Genomic DNA, 17,198 nt, shown 5'->3' with positions numbered 1-17,198 from the left:
GCGGGTCACCTAGAAGAGGAAGTAGCGCTGCGCCATCGGCAGGACCGACGCCGGCTCGCAGGTCAGGAGCTGGCCATCGGCCCGGACCTCATACGTCTCCGCGTCCACTTCCATGCGGGGCACATAGGCGTTGTGGATCATGGCCGCCTTGGAGAGGCCGCGGCACCCGCGCACCGCGCTGGCCCGCTTCTGGAGGCCGAGGCGCAGGGGCACGCCGTCCTCCAGCGCCGCCCGCGACACGAAGGTCACGGAGGTCGAGCCGACGGCGCGACCGTAGGCGGCGAACATCGGGCGGTACCGCACGGGTTGCGGCGTCGGGATGGAGGCATTCGGATCGCCCATGGCCGCGGTGACGATGAGCCCGCCCTTGACCACGAGCTCGGGCTTGACGCCGAAGAAGGCCGGCTTCCAGATCACGAGGTCGGCGAGCTTGCCCGCCTCGACCGAGCCCACCTCATGGGCAATGCCGTGTGAAATAGCAGGATTGATCGTGTACTTGGCCACGTAGCGCTTCGCGCGCACGTTGTCCGCGCGGCCGTCCCCGGCAAGCGCACCCCGCTGCCGCTTCATCTTGTCCGCGGTTTGCCAGGTACGCGTGATGACCTCGGCGATGCGGCCCATGGCCTGGGAGTCCGATGAAAGCATGCTGATCGCGCCCAGATCGTGGAGCACATCCTCGGCGGCGATCGTCTCGGCCCGGATGCGCGACTCCGCGAAGGCGAGATCCTCGGGGATCTTCGGATTCAGGTGATGACACACCATGAGCATGTCGAGGTGCTCGTCCATGGTGTTCACGGTGAAGGGCATGGTCGGGTTCGTGGATGACGGCAGGCAATTCGCCTCCCCGCACACGCGGAGAATGTCGGGCGCGTGGCCGCCTCCCGCGCCCTCGGTGTGGTACGTATGAATGGTCCGGCCCTTGAAGGCCGCGATGGACGCTTCCACGAAACCCGCCTCGTTCAGCGTGTCCGTGTGGATCGCGACCTGGGTATCCGTCTCCTCCGCCACCGCGAGACACGCGTCGATGGCCGCTGGCGTCGTGCCCCAGTCTTCGTGGAGCTTGAGCCCGATGGCGCCCGCCGCCACCTGCTCGCGCAGCGGCTCGGGCCGCGACGCATTGCCTTTGGCGAGAAAGCCCAGGTTGATGGGCAGCCCGTCGGAGGCCTCCAGCATCCGGTGAATGTTCCAGGCGCCGGGCGCGCACGTCGTAGCGTTGGTTCCCGTCGCCGGCCCGGTGCCACCGCCGATCAGCGTGGTGAGCCCCGCGGCAAGTGCCTCGTCCACGAGCTGCGGACAGATGAAGTGGATGTGGCTGTCGATGCCGCCCGCCGTCACGATGCGGCCCTCGCCCGCGATGACCTCGGTGGAGGCGCCGATGACCAGTCCCGGCATGACCCCCGCCATGATGTCCGGATTGCCGGCCTTCCCCACTCCCACGATGCGCCCCGCCCGCACGCCGATGTCCGCCTTGACGATGCCCCAATGGTCGAGGATGAGCGCGTTGGTGATGACCAGGTCCAGCACGCCCTCAGCCGCGGTGGCCCGGGCGGATTGCCCCATGCCGTCGCGGATCACCTTGCCGCCGCCGAACTTCACCTCGTCGCCGTACACGGTGAAGTCGCGCTCCACCTCGATCAGGAGTTCGGTATCGGCGAGGCGCACCCGGTCGCCCACCGTGGGTCCGAAGAGGTCAGCGTACTGCCGCCGCGGGATGCGGAGGGTCATCGTCCCGCGCCCTCGAAGCCGGCGCGCGATGCCCGTGCCACCGCGGCGGCGCGGGCCCCCCCGGCGGTGGGGCCGTCGGTGAGGGCGTTGAGACCGTGCACCTCTCGCGCCCCCGCCAGGGCCACTATCGTCACCACCTTCTCGTCGCCGGGCTCGAAGCGCACCGCCGTGCCCGCGGGGATGTTGAGCCGCATGCCAAATGCGCGGGCGCGGTCGAAACGCAGCGCGCGGTTGGCCTCGAAGAAGTGGAAGTGCGAGCCTACCTGGATCGGCCGGTCCCCCGTGTTCGCCACGGCGAGCTGCGCCGTCTCCCGGCCGACATTGGCCTCGATCTCCCCGTCGCCCAGCAGGTACTCGCCCGGAATCATGCGCGCTCCGTCATCGGATTGGATGATGCACCGTCACCAGTTTCGTGCCGTCGGGGAAAGTGCCCTCGACCTGGACCTCGTCAAGCATCTCCGGCACGCCGTCCATCACGTCGGCTCGGCTCAGGATGGTCATGCCGTAGGCCATGAGATCGGAGACGGAGCGCCCGTCGCGAATACCCTCGAGAATCTCCGCGGTGATCAGCGCCATGGCTTCGGGATAGTTGAGCTTGAGGCCCCGCGCGCGGCGGCGGCGGGCCACCTCGGCGGCCACGAACACCAGGAGCTTGTCCTGCTCGCGCGGAGTCAGGTGCACGCGGAGGCCCTAGGGCGTCCTAGACGGTGAGATGCTCGCGGACCGCGTCCTGGCGGAGATCCGCGGTGGCCCCGCTCGCCACGATCGCGCCCTTGCGTATGATGGCATAGGAGTCGGCAAGCCGCCAGGCGAACTCCAGGTACTGCTCGACCAGCAGCACCGCGATGCCGCGCGCCTTGATCCGCTCGATCGCTTCCTCGATCTGCAGGATCACGCTCGGCTGTATACCCTCGGTGGGCTCGTCCATGAGGAGAAGCTTCGGCCGGGCGAGGAGCACCCGTGCGATCGCGAGCTGCTGTTGCTCGCCCCCCGAGAGCACGCCGCCCTTGCGCTTGAGCAGGGTCTCGAGCTTCGGGAACAGCGAGAAGACCTCGTCGAAGTCGCCGCGCGGGCCGTGGCCGTTTCCGTTCCCCCCGCCGGCGCGCCCGAGAAGACCCACGCGTAGGTTCTCGGCCACGGTGAGATTGGGGAAGATCTCGCGTCCCTGCGGAACGTAGCCGATGCCCCGGGCGACGCGCTCCTCGGGGCGGCGCCCCACCAGATCCTCGCCGTCGAACACGATGTGCCCGTCGCGTGCAGGCAAGAGCCCCATGATGGTCTTGAGGAGCGTGGTCTTGCCGACGCCGTTGCGGCCCATCAGGCAGACGACACCGGCCGCGGGCACGCGGAGCGACACGTCCCAGAGCACCTGGCTCTCGCCGTAGGCGACGTCGAGTCCCTGGATCTCAAGCATGGGCAGGGCCCCGCTCCTCCCGGCTGCGCCCGAGATAGACTTCGAGCACGCGCCCGTCCTTCTGGATCTCGTCCACCGACCCTTCGCACAGGACGCTCCCCTCGTGGAGCACCGTGACCGTCCGTGCGATGCGCCGGACGAACTCCATGTCGTGCTCGATGACGAGCACGGCCCGCTCTCGCGCCACGTCCTGGAGGAGCCGGCCAGTCCTCTCCGTCTCCTCGTCCGTCATCCCCGCCACCGGCTCATCCACCAGGAGCAGCTCGGCGTCCTGCACGATGACCATCCCGATTTCGAGCCACTGCTTTTGGCCGTGGGAAAGCCCGCCCGCACGTAGCCCCGCCTCGGCGGCGAGTCCGATCGCCTCTAGCGTGGCATCCACTCGAGCGCGCTGTCCGCCGTCGAGGCGCGCGCGCATCGTCGCGAGGACGCCCTTGCTGGGACGGGCCAGGGCCAGCTCCAGGTTCTCCCGGACCGTCAGATTGGCGAAGATCGACGGGTTCTGGAACTTGCGGCCGACGCCAAGGGCCGCGATCTCGTTTTCGCGGCGGCCCACGAGATCGGTGTTCCGGCCGAAGATGACGCGACCCGCACGCGGCTGCGCCTTGCCGGTGATCACGTCGAGCAGCGTCGTCTTGCCCGCGCCGTTAGGGCCGATGACGACGCGCAGCTCCTGGTAGTCCATGAAGAAGTTCAGGGCGTTCAGCGCCTTGAACCCCTCGTATTCGACAGTCACGTCCTCCAGATAAATAATGGAGCCCTGAGCAGCCGCATTCACGGTCATGATCTTGGGCCTCGCGGCGGTGGGGGGGCCTGGGGCCGGGGGAGCCCGAGGGGGGCGTAGCTCCCCTCGTTCGAAGAGTTCGGCGGTCGCTCGTCGCGGACCCTTCGAACACGCGTCAGGAACCGCGGCAGTTGCTGCAGGCTCCCCACCACGCCTTCCGGGAAGAAGAGCACCACCCCCACGAACATGCCGCCGAGCACGAGGAGCCAGAGGTCGGGGTAGTGGGTGGTGAGCAGGCTCTGGAGCCAGTTCACCCCCACCGCGCCCACCACGGGGCCGAGCAGCGTGCCGCGGCCCCCGACCGCCACCCAGATGATCATCTCGATGGATGGGAGCACGCCGATGCGGGCGGGCGTGATGATACCCACCTGCCCCACGTACAGCGCCCCGGCCACTCCCGCCAGCACTGCGGAGACGACGAACACGAAGAGCTTGAAGGCCGCCGGCGAGTACCCGCAGAAGAGTACCCGCGTCTCGCTGTCGCGGATCGCCACGAGGACCTTGCCGGCGGGCGACCCCACGATGACACGGCAGAGCACGTACGCCAGGCAGAGGGCGATCGCGCTGGCCACGTAGAGCCCCCGCTGGGTCGCGGGCTCGCTGAGCGAGAAGCCGAAGATGGTCTTGAAGCCCGAGAGCCCGTTGGTCCCGCCGAGGTTCAGCGCGTTGCGGTTGAACGTCAGCCAGGCGCAGAGGGCAAGGGCCTGCGTGATGATCGAGAAGTAGACACCGCGGATCCGGCTCCGGAAGGTGAGGAAGCCGAACACCGCGGCCACGATGCCGGGCACCACGACCACGGCGAGGAGCGTGAACCAGGCGCTGTAGAACGGCCGCCAGAAGAGCGGCAGCTCGGTGACCCGGTTCCATACCATGAAGTCCGGCAGCGCGTTGCGGTACACGCCCTGCGTGCCGATCTCGAGCATGAGGTGCATCCCCATGGCATAGGCGCCCAGCCCGAAGAACACACCGTGGCCCAGCGAGAGCACGCCCGCATACCCCCAGATGAGGTCGATCCCCAGCGCCAGGATCGCGTAGGTCAGGAACTTGCCGAAGAGGTTCAGGGTGAAATCGCTCACGTGGAGCGGCGAGTCCTTGGGCAGCGAGTTCAGCGCGGGCAGCACCACGACGACGAGCGCGGCGCCGGCGAGCAGAGCCCACCGCTCACGAGTCGGCATACCGACCCTTGGCGGCGAAGAGGCCGGACGGGCGCCGCTGGATGAAGAGAATGACGAGCACGAGGATCGCGACCTTGCCGAACACTGCGCCCAGGCCCGGCTCGATGAGCTTGTTCAGCCCGCCGATGCCCGCGGCCGCCACGATGGTGCCGGCGAGCTGTCCCCCCCCCCCCGACACCACCACCATGAACGAGTCCACGATGTAGTTCTGGCCGAGCTCCGGCCCCACATTGCCGATCTGGGTGAGCGCGCAGCCCGCGAGCCCGGCAAGCCCCGCGCCCAGCGCGAACGTGAACGCATCCACCCGGCGCGACCGAACACCCAGGCACGCGGCCATGCCGCGGTTCTGTGTCACCGCGCGGATCCGAAGCCCCGCGTCGGTGCGGAACAGCACGAGGTACATCCCCACCACCGCCACCACCGCGAGCCCGACGATGAAGAGCCGGTTGTACGGGAGCTGGAGCCCCACCATCACCGGGATCCCGCCGGACAGCCACCTCGGCGAGAGCACGTCCACGTTGGCCGCGCCGAACCAGAGGCGCAGGCCTTGCTGGATCATGAGGCTCACGCCCCAGGTGAGGAGCAGCGTCTCGAGGGGCCGCCCATAGAGGAAACGGATGACGCCGCGCTCGAGAGCGAAGCCGGCGGCGGCGGAGACGAGGAAGGCGAGCGGCAGCGAGACGGGGAAATAGTAGTCGAATGCCCCCGGCGCATGCGCCTGGAACCAGCCCTGGATGACGAAGGTCGTGTAGGCCCCGAGCGCCATCAGCTCGCCGTGGGCCATGTTGATCACGCCCATGAGACCGAACACGATGGCGAGCCCCAGCGCCATCAGGAGCAGGATGGAGCCGAGGGACAGCCCCTGGAAGCCGATCTGGATGGCCGAGGTGAGGAGGGCCCAGCGCTCCACCCGTTTCACCGCCTCGGCGGCGGCCTGCCGCACCGGGGCGGCCGCTCCCGCGTCGGCCGCAACCTCGCGCAGTCGATCCAGCGAGTCCTCGCTGGCGAGAGCGCCCAGCTTGGCCGCCGCCGCCGCACGCTCCGGATCGCTGCCCGTCTTGAGCCGGATCTGCGCGACCGCCTGCTCGAGCTCGTAACGCACCCAGCGGTCCTGCTCCCTGCCCAGCGCCTCCGTCAGGGTCGGGATAGCGCCGGGATCGCCCGCGTTGCCCATCTTGGTGGCCGCCGCCTTGCGCACCGTCCAGTCGGGATCGGCGAGCTGCGCGTGACCGGAGAAGGCGTCGATGAGGGGACGAATGGCCAGACGCAGGCTGCGCCCCGTGGAGACTTCTTCCAATGTGCCGATGTCCACGAGGAGGGGCTTGCCGTCGGGCCCCGGAAGGGGCTCCCGCGCGTACGCGCTGAACAGGGGCACCAGGGTCTTGTCGCCGTCCGTCACCTTGTCCCCGGCGATGACGGTCTCCTTCTTGCCGCCGGGGAGCGGGCGCACGAACACGCTGCCCTCGCGGAGGGCCTCGAGCAGCGGCAGGATCTTCCGGTCGCCGGTCTTGCCGAGCGTCACCGCCGCCGCCTCCTGGGCCGCGCCATCGGACGAGGCGACCTCGGCGATGGCCTTCGCGATCTCGGGAGGCGGCGCGGCGGCTGCTGGCGCCTGCGCCGCGGCCGGGGCGGCGAGCCCCGACAGCAGCAGCAGGACCAGCAGGACGTACGCCATCACCCCGCCTTATGCCTTCTTCTGGTACGTGCCCTGGTGCTTGACCCAGTCGCAGCCCTTGTCCGCACTGGTGTACTCACTCCACGGCTCGGCCTTCACCAAACCCTTGGAACGCGACACCACCTTGAACTGCCCGTCCTTCAGGATCTCGCCGATGAGCACCGGCTTGTAGGTATGGTGGTTGGCCTCGTCCATCTTGATCTTCCCGCCCGGCGCGAGGAACTCCTGGCCGTACACCGCCTTGCGAACGGCGTCGACCTCGAAAGACTTGGCCTTCTCGACCGCCTGCTTCCAGACGTAGACGCCGAAGTACGCGGCCTCCATCGGATCGTCGGTGACGCGCTTGTCGCCGCCGGGGAGGTTGTTCTTCTTCGCGTAGTTCTTGAAGCTCTGCACGAAGGTCTTGTTCTGGGGCGTGGAGACCGACTGGTAGTAGTTCCAGGCAGCGAGGTGCCCGACCAGCGCGGAGGTATCCATGCCGCGCAGCTCGTCCTCGGCCACGCTGAACGCCATGATGGGCGCGTTCTCGGAGCGCAGGCCCTGGTTTGCGAACTCCTTGTAGAAGGGCACGTTCGAGTCGCCGTTGATGGTCGAGAGCACCGCGGCGTTGCCGCTGGAGGCGAAGCGCTTGATCTTGCCGACGATGGTCTGATAGTCCTGGTGATTGAACGGCGTGTATTCCTCCGCGATGGAGTCAGCGGGGACGCCCTTGGCGAGGAGGAACGCGCGCAGGATCTTGTTGGCGGTGCGCGGGAACACGTAGTCGGTCCCGAGCAGGTAGAACTTCTTGTACCCGCCGCCCTCCTTCGACATGAGGTACTCCGCCGCCGGGATCAGCTGCTGGTTCGGCGTGGCCCCCGTGTAGAAGACGTTCTTCGAGCACTCCTCACCCTCGTACTGGACGGGGTAGAAGAGGAGCCCGTTGTTGCTCTCGAACACCGGAAGCACGGACTTGCGGCTCACCGAGGTCCAGCAGCCGAAGACCACCGCGACCTTGTCCTGGAGGAGGAGCTGCTTGGCCTTCTCCGCGAAGAGGTCCCAGTTCGACGCGGGATCCACGACCACGGGCTCGATCTTCTTGCCCATGACCCCGCCCTTGGCGTTGATCTCCTCGAACGCCATCATGCACACGTCGCGCAGCGACACCTCGCTGATGGCCATGGTGCCCGAGAGCGAGTGGAGCACGCCCACCTTCACCGTGCCGCCCTGCGCCCGGAGCACGGCCGGGAATCCGATGCCGGCTGCCGCGCCCGCGCCGACCACCGCCGCGGTCTTGAGGAAGCTCCTTCTCGTCACGCCCTGCATGCCCGACTCCTTTCACGGCAAAGAGGTTGAAGTGGCCAGCGGCGGCGGTGCCGTACCCGGCGCGACGGCGGTGTCGCGCCGGGCTGCCCAGACGGAGAGCAAGCGATGTGCCGCCGCCCTGGGTGAATGTTTTCAAGCGATTGCGGCAGCGCCGCCCGATGAGTGACTGCCTGCATAAGCAGCAGTCGCGGCGCGCCTGCCGAGGATGTAGGCAGCAGCGACTACTTGCCCGCTCGGCCGTGCGCCATCTCCTCGGTGAGGAGCAGCGCCTGGGCGACCTCGGCCATGGGCCGGCGGGTGTCCATCGCGGTCTTCTGGATGCGGCGGAACGCATCCGGCTCGGAGAGACCGAGCCGTTGCATCAGGATGCCTTTCGCCCGCTCGATGAGCTTGCGCGTCTCGAGCGTGCGCTTGAGGGCTTCGTTCTCCTGCCGCATGGCGGTGAGCTCGCGGAAGCGGGAGACCGCCACGTCCAGGGCCGGGCCCAGCTCCTCCGCGCGCAGCGGCTTCACGAGGAACGCAAGCACGCCGGCCCCGATGGCGCGCGCCGCCACCGCGGCCTCCGTGTGGCTGGTGAGCATCACCACGGGGCAGGCGCCGGAGGCCATCACCTGGCGCGCCGCCTCCACACCGTCCCCGTCGGGCAGACCCACCGCCATGATGACGGCGTCGGGCCGGTGCTTCCCCACCAGGTGCGCGACGTCCTCGACCCGACTGCCGTTGCCCTGCACCTGCCCACCCTGGGCGGTCACGGCCTCGGCGACCGCCGCCCGGGAGGGCGCGTGATCATCGACGATGACGACCTTCCACCTGGGCTTCATGCCCGGCCAGGGCACGCAAGGGGGGTGCCAAGAAGGAGTGAACCAGAAATCACGGAATTAGGGGACGGGCGGCGGAACGATCTGCTCAGGCGCCGGGCATGTGCCACGAAGTGGCCCAGCGCCTGAGCAGAAGGCGCGACTAGAAGAAGGAGTAGTAGAGGCTGAGCGAGATCGTGTCGAGGGTCTTGGACTGCGCGGACACGCCCTGGGAGGCGTCCGGCCGCGACGTCTTCGCCTTGAACACTTTCTCCGACGAAGCGTCGTGGCGGTATTCCACCCGCCCCACCAGGCCCTTCCAGATCTTGAACTGGGCCGTCAGCGTGGTCGAGAAGAGGTTCACGTCGCTGCCGAACCCCGTGCGCGCCCCGTCTGCGTCCCGAAAGAACTCCTGTCGCAGCGCCAGCCGGAACCAGTCCCTGAAGTCATACGCCGCGTACCCCGCGATCCCCCACCACACCGCGTCGTTGTCCTGCCGCGTCCCCAGCGAGCGCAGGAACGCCTCGTCCTGCTCGAAGCCGTAGTCGACGTTCAGCCCGATGGTGGTGTTCTTGAAGCCCGTGTAGTTCACCACCAGGTCCAGCACCGCCCGCTGATTGGCCTTGTTGTCCGTCTGCTCCGGCCCCACGATCCAGTTTAGGTTCGCCGTCAGGTCCTTGATGGGCGTCAGCGCGAACTGCCCCGTGTACGACACCGCGTCGTTGTTGTCGCGGCTGTTATCCCATCCCAGCACCACCCCCGCCGTCACGCTGAACTGCTCGCCGAAGGTGTAGGAGAGCAGGCCGCCGGTGTGGGTCAACGGGATGGCGAGCGAAAACAAGTAGCCCCGCGAGAAATTGAGGTTGTTGAGCGACTCGATGACTTCGTAGCCCAGCAGCGTGACGAACTTCCCCCCCTTGACGATGAGTCCGTCGCCGATGGGGATCCGGAGCGAGAGATAGGCCTCCTGCAGGTCGAACTTCTTCGTGTTCCGGAAGGGGAAGGTGTCGTCCAAATCCCGAAAAATGCCCAGCGAGTGGTTCTTCTGCGCGTCGAGCCCGGCAGTGACCACCAGGCCATAGCCCCACCAGTACTTCTCCGAGGGATCCCTCTTGATGCTGAACTCTGCCATGTTGAACGTGTAGCCCTCGTCGAAGTCGTAGAAGCGCAGCTCGTTTGTCGCGTCCCGTCCCGCCCCCGTGAGATTGAACGTGTAGCTGTTTTCGATGTAGGCGAAGAGCTTGTGCTCCTCCCAGTACGTCTTGGGCTTCTCTTCCTCCTTCTTCGCCTCCGCCGCCGGAGCGGTCGCGGGTCCGGGCGAGGGCCCCGACGTCTGGGCGAGAGCAGGGGCGATCCAAAGCCCGGTCATCAGGATTGCGGCCAACCAGCGTCCAAGGTCTTGCGTCATTCGCTCCTCCCTGTGGGTTATGAAGGTGCGGCGCGCCGAGGGCAGGCTGCGAGTTCGATGCCAAGCGGCCGGCGCGAGGGAGGAGCGAGGCGAAAGCGTGATTTCGTGGACCTGCGAAAAGGATGCGGGTCAGCGGCGCGCCACCCCGCTGCACTTCGAGTGATCAGTCGCGGGCGGCGTGCCGATTCGGGCGGCAGCCGCCCCGCCCCTCGCGCGAGGAGCGGGGCAGCGCCGCGGGGAGCCGCCTAGATGTCGTAGTAGAGGGCGAACTCGTACGGATGCGGGCGCAGCCGGACGGGATCCACCTCGTTCTTCCGCTTGTACTCGATCCAGGTCTCGATGAGGTCGGGCGTGAAGACGTCGCCCTTGAGGAGGAAGTCGTGATCCTTCTCAAGGTTGTCCAGCACGATGTCCAGCGCGCCGGGGAGCTGCTTGATCTTCTTCTGCTCGGCGGGCGGCAGCTCGTAGAGATCCTTGTCCACGGGCTTGCCCGGGTCGATCTTGTTGGCCACGCCGTCGAGGCCGGCCATCACGCAGGCCGCGAACGAGAGATATGGGTTGCACGTCGGGTCCGGCGTGCGGAACTCGATGCGCTTGGCCCCTTCCGACTTCGAGTACATGGGAATGCGGATGGCGGCGGAGCGGTTCCGCTGGCTGTACACCAGGTTGATCGGCGCCTCGTAGCCCGGCACGAGTCGCTTGTAGCTGTTGGTCGACGGCGCGATGAACGCGAGGAGCGCGGGCGCGTGCTTCAGGATGCCGCCGATGTAGTGGAGGCAGGTCTTGGAGATGTCCGCGTAGCCGCCCCGCTCGTAGAAGAGGTTCTTGCCGTTCTTCCACAGCGACTGGTGGGTGTGCATGCCCGAGCCATTGTCCTGGAAGAGCGGCTTCGGCATGAACGTGGCGGTCTTGCCCCACTTCTTCGCGGTATTCTTCGCGCAGTACTTGTACCAGCACACCTTGTCCGCCATCTTGGTCAAGGTGTCGTAGCGCATGTCGACCTCGGTCTGCCCGCCTGTGGCCACCTCATGGTGGTGCACCTCGACCCGCACCCCCACCGACTCCAGCGCCAGCACCATGTCGGAACGGATGTCCTGGAACTGGTCCATGGGTGGCACCGGGAAGTAGCCCTGCTTGTAGCGCGGCTTGTAGCCCAGGTTGGGCCGATCCGCCGAGCCTTCCTTGCCGGTGTTCCACGCGCCCGCTTCCGAATCGATGAAGTAGTAGCCGTGGTTGTAGGTCTGGTCGAAGCGGATCGAGTCGAAGAAGAAGAACTCGAGCTCCGGGCCGATGTAGATGGTGTCGGCGAGCCCCGTCTTCTTGACGTAGGCCTCGGCCTTCTGGGCCACGTACCGCGGGTCGCGCGTGTAGGCCTTTCCGGTGACCGGGTCTTTGACATTACAGATGAGCACGAGTGTGGGCACCGCGGTGAACGGGTCCATCTGGGCCGAGCTCGCGTCGGGGATCAGCAGCATGTCCGACTCGTCGATCGTCTGAAAGCCGCGGATCGACGAGCCGTCGAAGCCGAGCCCGTCTTCGAAGATGCCTTCGCTCAGCTCGGAGATTGGGATCGAGAAGTGCTGCCAGAGCCCGGGCAGGTCGATGAACCGGAGGTCAACGATCCTGGCTCCCTTCTCCTTCGCCAGCTTCAACACGTCCTTCGGGGTCATTCCTGCCTCCTTATGAAAGTTTCGTTGGGGCTGAAAACCGGGGCCGGCGGAGCCGTCCCGGCCCCGCCGGCCTCAGACACTAGAGGCTTCGCCTGCCTCCGTCAAGGCCCGGGCTAGTGCGCCGTCCGCGCCTTGGCCTGCGTGGCGCGCATCGCCTCCTCGAATGCTCCGCCGCTCACGGAGTACTCACTGCCTCCGCCGAGCGCATACGCCGTCTCCGAATGCTGGGACAGATCGAGCCCGGCCATCTCGTCCTCCTCCGTCACGCGGAGCCCCATGATGGCGTCGAGCACCTTCAGGATGACCGTGGTCATGACGAACCCGAGCACAAGGGTCACCGCCACGGCCATGATCTGGACCATGAGCTGCTTGGGATTGCCGTAGAGGAGGCCGTCCCCGCCGGCGTCGTTCACGAGCTTGGTGGCAAAGATCCCGGTGGCAAGGGCCCCCCACGTGCCACCCACACCGTGGACGCCGACCACATCGAGCGAGTCGTCGTAGCCGATCTTCGTCTTGATGTTGCACGCGGTGTAGCAGATCACGCCCGCCACCGCCCCGATCAGGATCGACGCCATCGGGGTCACGAAGCCGGCGGCGGGCGTCACCGCGACGAGCCCCGCCACCGCCCCGGACGCCGCCCCCAGCACCGTGGGCTTCCCGCGCGAGGCCCACTCGGTGAACATCCACGCCAGGGCCGCCGCCGCCGTCGCGGTGTTGGTCGTCGTGAAGGCGTGCCCGGCGAGGCCGTTGGCGGCGAGCGCACTGCCCGCGTTGAAGCCGAACCAGCCGAACCACAGCAGACCCGCGCCCATCACGGTGAGGGGCAGGTTGTGCGGCGGCATCGGATGATGGCCGAAGCCGCGCCGCTTGCCAATCACCAGGGCCGCGGCCAGGGCGGACACGCCCGAGGAGAGGTGCACGACGGTGCCGCCCGCGAAGTCGAGCGCGCCGAGATTGCGCAGCCAGCCTCCCACGCCCCACACCCAGTGGGCGAGCGGGTCGTAGACCAGGGTCGCCCACGCGAGAATGAACACGATGAACGTCGAGAACTTCTTGCGCTCGGCGAACGCGCCGGTGATGAGCGCGGGCGTGATGACCGCGAACATCATCTGGAAGAGCATGAACACCTGATGCGGGATCGTGGCCGCGTAGTCGGGGTTGGGCGTCTGGCCCACGCCGCGCAACCCCACCCATTCGAGGCCGCCGATGATGCCGCCCTTGTCGGGCCCGAATGCCAGGCTGTAGCCCCACAGCACCCACTGCACCGAGATGAGGGCGAGGATGATGAAGCTGTGCATGAGGGTGCCGAGCGCGTTCTTCTGCCGCACCATGCCGCCGTAGAAGAGGGCGAGGCCCGGCGCGGTCATCAGCAGGACCAGCGCCGAGGACATGAGCACCCACGCGGTGTCACCCGAGTCGATCTTGGGCGGCGCGGGCGCGGCCGGCGCCGCCGGCGTGGCGGCTGCGGGCGCCGCGGCGTCCGCCTTGGGGGCCTCGACGGCGGGCGGAGTCGCCGGCGTCTGGGCGAAGGCGGCCGACGCCATCAACCCGAGCCCGGCGAGCAGCACGACGAGCATGATGATCCTAGACAGTTTGACCACCGCGCGTCCTCCTTGATTCCTGCTCACAGTGCGCTCTCGTCGCGCTCGCCCGTCCGGATCCGGATCGCCGTGTCCACCGGCGTGACGAAGATCTTGCCGTCGCCGATGTTCCCGGTCTTCGCAGCGCCCGCGAGCACGCCGGCGACCTTGTCGGTGAGATTGTCGGGGACGACCACCTCCACCTTGATCTTCGGCAGGAAGTCCACGGTGTACTCGCCACCCCGGTAGAGCTCGGTGTGTCCCTTCTGCCGTCCGAACCCGCGCACCTCGGAGACGGTCATGCCGATGACGCCGATCCCCGTGAGGGCCTCCTTCACCTCGTCGAGCTTGAAAGGCTTGATGATGGCTTCGATCTTTTTCATGGTGGCCTCCGGACGGGGCAGTTTGCACCTAGCGTGCCGCCTCGGCCGGACGGCAGCGCTCCACGAAAATCAGCGCGTTACCAGACAGCACCCCCTATGTGGTGGGCGCGGCCCTGCCCACAGAATGGGCAGGGCGCTGCGGAGTGCCTCGGCGCTAGGCAGGGTTGCCGTGGAGCTGGACGATCAGGATCGCTGGGTACGGGCGCCGCTGGGCGCGGCGTTCGCCGTAGGAGCGGCCGGTGGGGCCTCGCCCAGCGCGTCGTCCACCGCGGCCCGCACCTGGCGGAGGTCCGCAGTCTTCTGCGCGGCTCGCACTCCCGGCACCGCGAATCCGCGCTCGTCCGAGACGAGTCCCGAGCAGACGACCACCGGGGTGCGCAGGCCGCGGCGCTCGAGCGCGCGGAGGAAGTCGAGACCGTTGAGCCGTGGCAGACGGAGGTCGAGCACGATGACGTCAGGCAGGGAGCGATCGAGCACGCCGAGCGCTTCGATGCCGTCCTCGGCTTCCACGATGCGGAAGCGAGGCTTGAACTCCATGGCGTAGAGGCTCCGCCAGGCGGGATCGTCGTCGACGATCAGCATGGTGCGCATCGGCTGTTCCCCATGCCCCAGGGAAAGCAATCAGGCTGCCGAGTACGAACCGCAGGCTTTTCAACTACTTGGCGAGGGGGACACCACACGGTGCGTTGGCGCCCTGACGGTCCCCTGTCCGCGGGGGTGTCGCGCTAGGCGCGGCGCTGCGGAATGCCGTGGCGGCGCATCTTGGAGTAGAGCGTAGGCCGCCGGAGGCCCAGCACCGCGGCGGCGGCCTGCTTGTTCCACCCGGTGGACTCGAGGGCGCGCACGATCGACGCGCGCTCGATCTCCTCGAGCGAGCCGGACGACGGCTGGGTCGCGGTCACGCTCCCCGTTTCCGCGCGCAGCGACTCCGGCAGATCGGACAGCGCGATCTCCTTGCCGCGCGCCACCAGGACCGCGCGCTCCACCGCATGCTCGAGCTCGCGCACGTTGCCGGGCCACTGATAGGCGAGGAGCCGGCGATAGGCCTCGGGATCGATGCCCTCCACCGGGCGCATGTGCTTCTCGCGGAAGCGCTCCAGGAAGGCCTTGGCGAGCAGCGCGATGTCCGGTCCGCGCTCGCGGAGCGGCGGCATCTGCACGGTCACGGTGTTGATACGGAAGTAGAGGTCCTGTCGGAGCTTGCCCTCACGCACCGCACTCTCGGGATCGCGGTTCGTCGAGCAGAGAAGCCGGAAGTCCACGGGCACCGTGCGCGAGCCGCCGAGGCGGCGCACCTGCCGGTCCTCCAAGACGCGAAGCAGCTTGGCCTGGAGATCCATCGGCATCTCCGTGATCTCGTCCAGCAGCACCGAGCCCTTGTGGGCTTCCTCCAGGAGGCCGGCCTTGTCGGTGGTGGCGCCGGTAAACGCGCCCTTGACGTGCCCGAAGAGCTCGGACTCGATGAGGTCCTTGGGCAGGGCCGCGCAGTTGATCTTGACCATCGGGCCACCTGCCCGCGTGCTCTTCGCGTGGAGCGCGTTGGCAGCCAGCTCCTTGCCCGTGCCGCTCTCGCCCACGATGAGGACATTGGCGTCGGAGCCTGCCACCGACTCGAGCAGGTCGAACATGCGGCGCATCGAGGGCGAGCTGCCGAGGAGCTCGCCGAGCCCCGACTGCTCCGCGAGCTTGCGCTTGAGGTCGGACGTCTCCGCGAGGAGTCGGCGGCGCTCGAGAGCCTTCGCGACCAGCGTGATCATCTCGGCGCTGTCGAAGGGCTTGGCCACGAAGTAGAAGGCGCCCTGCTTGGTCGCCTCGACCGCCTTCGAGATCGACGAGTGGCCCGTCATGATGATGACTTCGATGGACGGGTCCTTGCTCTTGAGCTGCTGGAGGAGGGCCATGCCGTCGCCGTCGGGAAGGACCAGATCCACCAGCGCGAGGGAGAATTCGCGCTCCGTCATCTGCCCGATGGCCGAGACGGCGTCGCCGGCCACGCCGACGTCGTACCCCTCGCCCTCGAGGACGATGCGGAGCCAGTCCGCGATCGCAGGCTCGTCGTCGACCAGCAGAATACGCGCCTTCATGCTCCCTCCCATGGGTTCTTACCAGCCTAGCACGAGGGGCCCATGTGTCACCAGACTGACACTCAAGATTCAAATAAGAGCATTCTTATCAAATGTTTAACTCCTTCTATAGAAGGGTTTACCCAATCCCAAAGGCTTGACATGGACATGGCCCGCCACCCTTTATAAGGGCTCCCCGCAGAAAGCCCCCTCGCTTGACACGCCCGGAGGGCGCGAGCAATATGGCGCCCATGCAATTCGGCTTTGCTCTGCAGGGCCGGGGTCCGCTCTCCAAGCCCGACATCCTCTTCAGGCTCGTTCAGAAGGGCGACACCCTCCGGTACGCGTCGGCGTTCGTGACCGATCACGTCGTGATCCCGGTCGAGATCGATTCGGCGTATCCCTACTCCGCCAACGGCCGTGTCGGCGGAGACTGGAAGGAGGGCTATCTCGAGCCGCTGCCGCTGATGGCCCACCTGGCCGCGCTCACGAAGCGGATCCGCATCGGGACCAGCGTGCTGATCATCCCGTATCGCAATCCCGTGGTGACGGCGAAGATGCTCGCGACAATGGACGTGCTGTCCGGGGGCCGGATCATCCTGGGCGCCGGCGTCGGCTGGATGGAGGAGGAGTTCCAGGCGCTCACCGCGCCCGCCTACAAGGAGCGCGGTCGGGTCACCGACGAGTTCATCCGGCTCATGCGCGAGATCTGGCAGCGCGAGCCGGTGGACTTCAGGGGACAGTATTACTCGCTGAAGCCGGTGAGCGCGCTCCCCAAGCCACTGCAGAAGGGCGGCATCCCCGTGTGGACCGGAGGCCACACCGACGCCGCGCTGCGCCGTGCGGGACAGGTCGCCGACGGGTGGCATCCCATCGGGCTCCGGCCTCCCGGCCTGCTCGAGCCCGAGGAATACCGGCAGAAGGTCGGCATCGTGCGGGACTGGGCGCGCAAGGCCGGCCGCGATCCGCAGGCGATCACCATGAGCTTCCGGGTGCCGCTCGAGCTGCGCCCCCGGGGCGCCAAGGCCGCGGGCGGCGATCGCACGCTGTTCCGCGGCACCGCCGCGGAAGTGGTTGAGGACATCCGGACCTATCAGCGGCTCGGCGTCACCCACTTCGTATGGGACCTCACCGCCACGGACCTCAAGGGCGCGCTCGCCCTGCTCGACCGCTTCGCCGCCGACGTGCGGCCCAAGGTCCAGCGCCTCCCGCGGTAGCG

Annotated in this window: 16 protein-coding genes; 1 reads left to right on the top strand and 15 read right to left on the bottom strand. The window is 67.8% G+C overall.

All coding sequences use genetic code 11. The features are described 5' to 3' along the window. Positions 1–9 precede the first annotated feature (9 nt). The 15 genes from ureC to VFX14_08355 all read right to left on the bottom strand — a co-directional run bounded on the left by ureC (position 10) and on the right by VFX14_08355 (position 16,000). Positions 10–1,725, bottom strand: a complete 1,716-nt coding sequence (gene ureC, locus VFX14_08425) for an urease subunit alpha (GenBank protein ID HEU5189700.1) — start codon at positions 1,723–1,725, stop codon at positions 10–12. Then, a complete protein-coding gene (locus VFX14_08420; protein ID HEU5189699.1) occupies positions 1,722–2,093 on the bottom strand; it encodes an urease subunit beta in 372 nt (123 codons plus the stop codon). Before VFX14_08420 ends, ureC begins: the two co-directional genes overlap by 4 nt. A gap of 10 nt (positions 2,094–2,103) precedes the next feature. Continuing rightward, positions 2,104–2,406 carry an urease subunit gamma gene (locus VFX14_08415; protein HEU5189698.1) on the bottom strand — a complete coding sequence of 101 codons (303 nt, stop codon included), beginning with the start codon at positions 2,404–2,406 and terminating at the stop codon, positions 2,104–2,106. A gap of 19 nt (positions 2,407–2,425) precedes the next feature. Beyond that, a complete protein-coding gene (urtE, locus tag VFX14_08410; GenBank protein ID HEU5189697.1) occupies positions 2,426–3,139 on the bottom strand; it encodes an urea ABC transporter ATP-binding subunit UrtE in 714 nt (237 codons plus the stop codon). Beyond that, a complete protein-coding gene (urtD, locus tag VFX14_08405) occupies positions 3,132–3,923 on the bottom strand; it encodes an urea ABC transporter ATP-binding protein UrtD (GenBank protein HEU5189696.1) in 792 nt (263 codons plus the stop codon). The genes urtE and urtD overlap by 8 nt, the downstream gene beginning before the upstream one ends. Then, positions 3,920–5,098 (bottom strand): urea ABC transporter permease subunit UrtC, encoded by a 1,179-nt coding sequence (urtC, locus tag VFX14_08400; protein ID HEU5189695.1) that lies wholly within the window; start codon positions 5,096–5,098, stop codon positions 3,920–3,922. Before urtC ends, urtD begins: the two co-directional genes overlap by 4 nt. Continuing rightward, positions 5,085–6,773: an urea ABC transporter permease subunit UrtB gene (urtB, locus tag VFX14_08395; protein HEU5189694.1), complete on the bottom strand. Its 1,689-nt coding sequence runs from the start codon at positions 6,771–6,773 to the stop codon at positions 5,085–5,087. The genes urtC and urtB overlap by 14 nt, the downstream gene beginning before the upstream one ends. Positions 6,774–6,782: 9 nt before the next feature. Next, complete coding sequence (urtA, locus tag VFX14_08390) at positions 6,783–8,069, bottom strand: urea ABC transporter substrate-binding protein (GenBank protein ID HEU5189693.1); 1,287 nt, start codon at positions 8,067–8,069, stop codon at positions 6,783–6,785. A 230-nt stretch (positions 8,070–8,299) separates the two neighbouring features. Then, a complete protein-coding gene (locus tag VFX14_08385) occupies positions 8,300–8,899 on the bottom strand; it encodes an ANTAR domain-containing protein (protein ID HEU5189692.1) in 600 nt (199 codons plus the stop codon). A 139-nt stretch (positions 8,900–9,038) separates the two neighbouring features. After that, positions 9,039–10,283 carry an outer membrane beta-barrel protein gene (locus VFX14_08380; GenBank protein ID HEU5189691.1) on the bottom strand — a complete coding sequence of 415 codons (1,245 nt, stop codon included), beginning with the start codon at positions 10,281–10,283 and terminating at the stop codon, positions 9,039–9,041. Positions 10,284–10,528: 245 nt separating this feature from the next. Further along, positions 10,529–11,953 (bottom strand): type I glutamate--ammonia ligase, encoded by a 1,425-nt coding sequence (gene glnA, locus VFX14_08375; GenBank protein HEU5189690.1) that lies wholly within the window; start codon positions 11,951–11,953, stop codon positions 10,529–10,531. A 113-nt stretch (positions 11,954–12,066) separates the two neighbouring features. Further along, positions 12,067–13,554, bottom strand: coding sequence for an ammonium transporter (locus tag VFX14_08370; protein HEU5189689.1), 1,488 nt, complete (start codon positions 13,552–13,554; stop codon positions 12,067–12,069). Between the two features lie 23 nt (positions 13,555–13,577). Further along, positions 13,578–13,916, bottom strand: coding sequence for a P-II family nitrogen regulator (locus VFX14_08365; GenBank protein HEU5189688.1), 339 nt, complete (start codon positions 13,914–13,916; stop codon positions 13,578–13,580). Positions 13,917–14,099: 183 nt separating this feature from the next. After that, positions 14,100–14,507, bottom strand: coding sequence for a response regulator (locus tag VFX14_08360; GenBank protein ID HEU5189687.1), 408 nt, complete (start codon positions 14,505–14,507; stop codon positions 14,100–14,102). Positions 14,508–14,641: 134 nt separating this feature from the next. Continuing rightward, entirely contained in the window at positions 14,642–16,000 is a 1,359-nt protein-coding gene (locus tag VFX14_08355; GenBank protein ID HEU5189686.1) for a sigma-54 dependent transcriptional regulator, read from the bottom strand. A gap of 221 nt (positions 16,001–16,221) precedes the next feature. Between VFX14_08355 and VFX14_08350 the strand changes: the two genes are divergently transcribed. Further along, on the top strand, positions 16,222–17,196 hold the full coding sequence (locus tag VFX14_08350; protein ID HEU5189685.1) for an LLM class F420-dependent oxidoreductase: 975 nt from the start codon (positions 16,222–16,224) through the stop codon (positions 17,194–17,196). The last annotated feature ends 2 nt before the right edge of the window (positions 17,197–17,198 follow it).

The organism is Candidatus Methylomirabilota bacterium, from assembly GCA_035764725.1.
Taxonomy (GTDB): domain Bacteria; phylum Methylomirabilota; class Methylomirabilia; order Rokubacteriales; family CSP1-6; genus DASRWT01.
This window is presented reverse-complemented; position numbering and strand designations above follow the sequence as displayed.

Coding starts and splice junctions, on each gene's coding strand:
- ureC (HEU5189700.1), bottom strand. CDS start 1,725: ATGACCCTCCGCATCCCGCGGCGGCAGTACGCTGACCTCTTCGGACCC.
- VFX14_08420 (HEU5189699.1), bottom strand. CDS start 2,093: ATGATTCCGGGCGAGTACCTGCTGGGCGACGGGGAGATCGAGGCCAAT.
- urtE (HEU5189697.1), bottom strand. CDS start 3,139: ATGCTTGAGATCCAGGGACTCGACGTCGCCTACGGCGAGAGCCAGGTG.
- urtD (HEU5189696.1), bottom strand. CDS start 3,923: ATGACCGTGAATGCGGCTGCTCAGGGCTCCATTATTTATCTGGAGGAC.
- urtC (HEU5189695.1), bottom strand. CDS start 5,098: ATGCCGACTCGTGAGCGGTGGGCTCTGCTCGCCGGCGCCGCGCTCGTC.
- urtB (HEU5189694.1), bottom strand. CDS start 6,773: ATGGCGTACGTCCTGCTGGTCCTGCTGCTGCTGTCGGGGCTCGCCGCC.
- VFX14_08385 (HEU5189692.1), bottom strand. CDS start 8,899: ATGAAGCCCAGGTGGAAGGTCGTCATCGTCGATGATCACGCGCCCTCC.
- VFX14_08380 (HEU5189691.1), bottom strand. CDS start 10,283: ATGACGCAAGACCTTGGACGCTGGTTGGCCGCAATCCTGATGACCGGG.
- glnA (HEU5189690.1), bottom strand. CDS start 11,953: ATGACCCCGAAGGACGTGTTGAAGCTGGCGAAGGAGAAGGGAGCCAGG.
- VFX14_08365 (HEU5189688.1), bottom strand. CDS start 13,916: ATGAAAAAGATCGAAGCCATCATCAAGCCTTTCAAGCTCGACGAGGTG.
- VFX14_08360 (HEU5189687.1), bottom strand. CDS start 14,507: ATGCGCACCATGCTGATCGTCGACGACGATCCCGCCTGGCGGAGCCTC.
- VFX14_08355 (HEU5189686.1), bottom strand. CDS start 16,000: ATGAAGGCGCGTATTCTGCTGGTCGACGACGAGCCTGCGATCGCGGAC.
- VFX14_08350 (HEU5189685.1), top strand. CDS start 16,222: ATGGCGCCCATGCAATTCGGCTTTGCTCTGCAGGGCCGGGGTCCGCTC.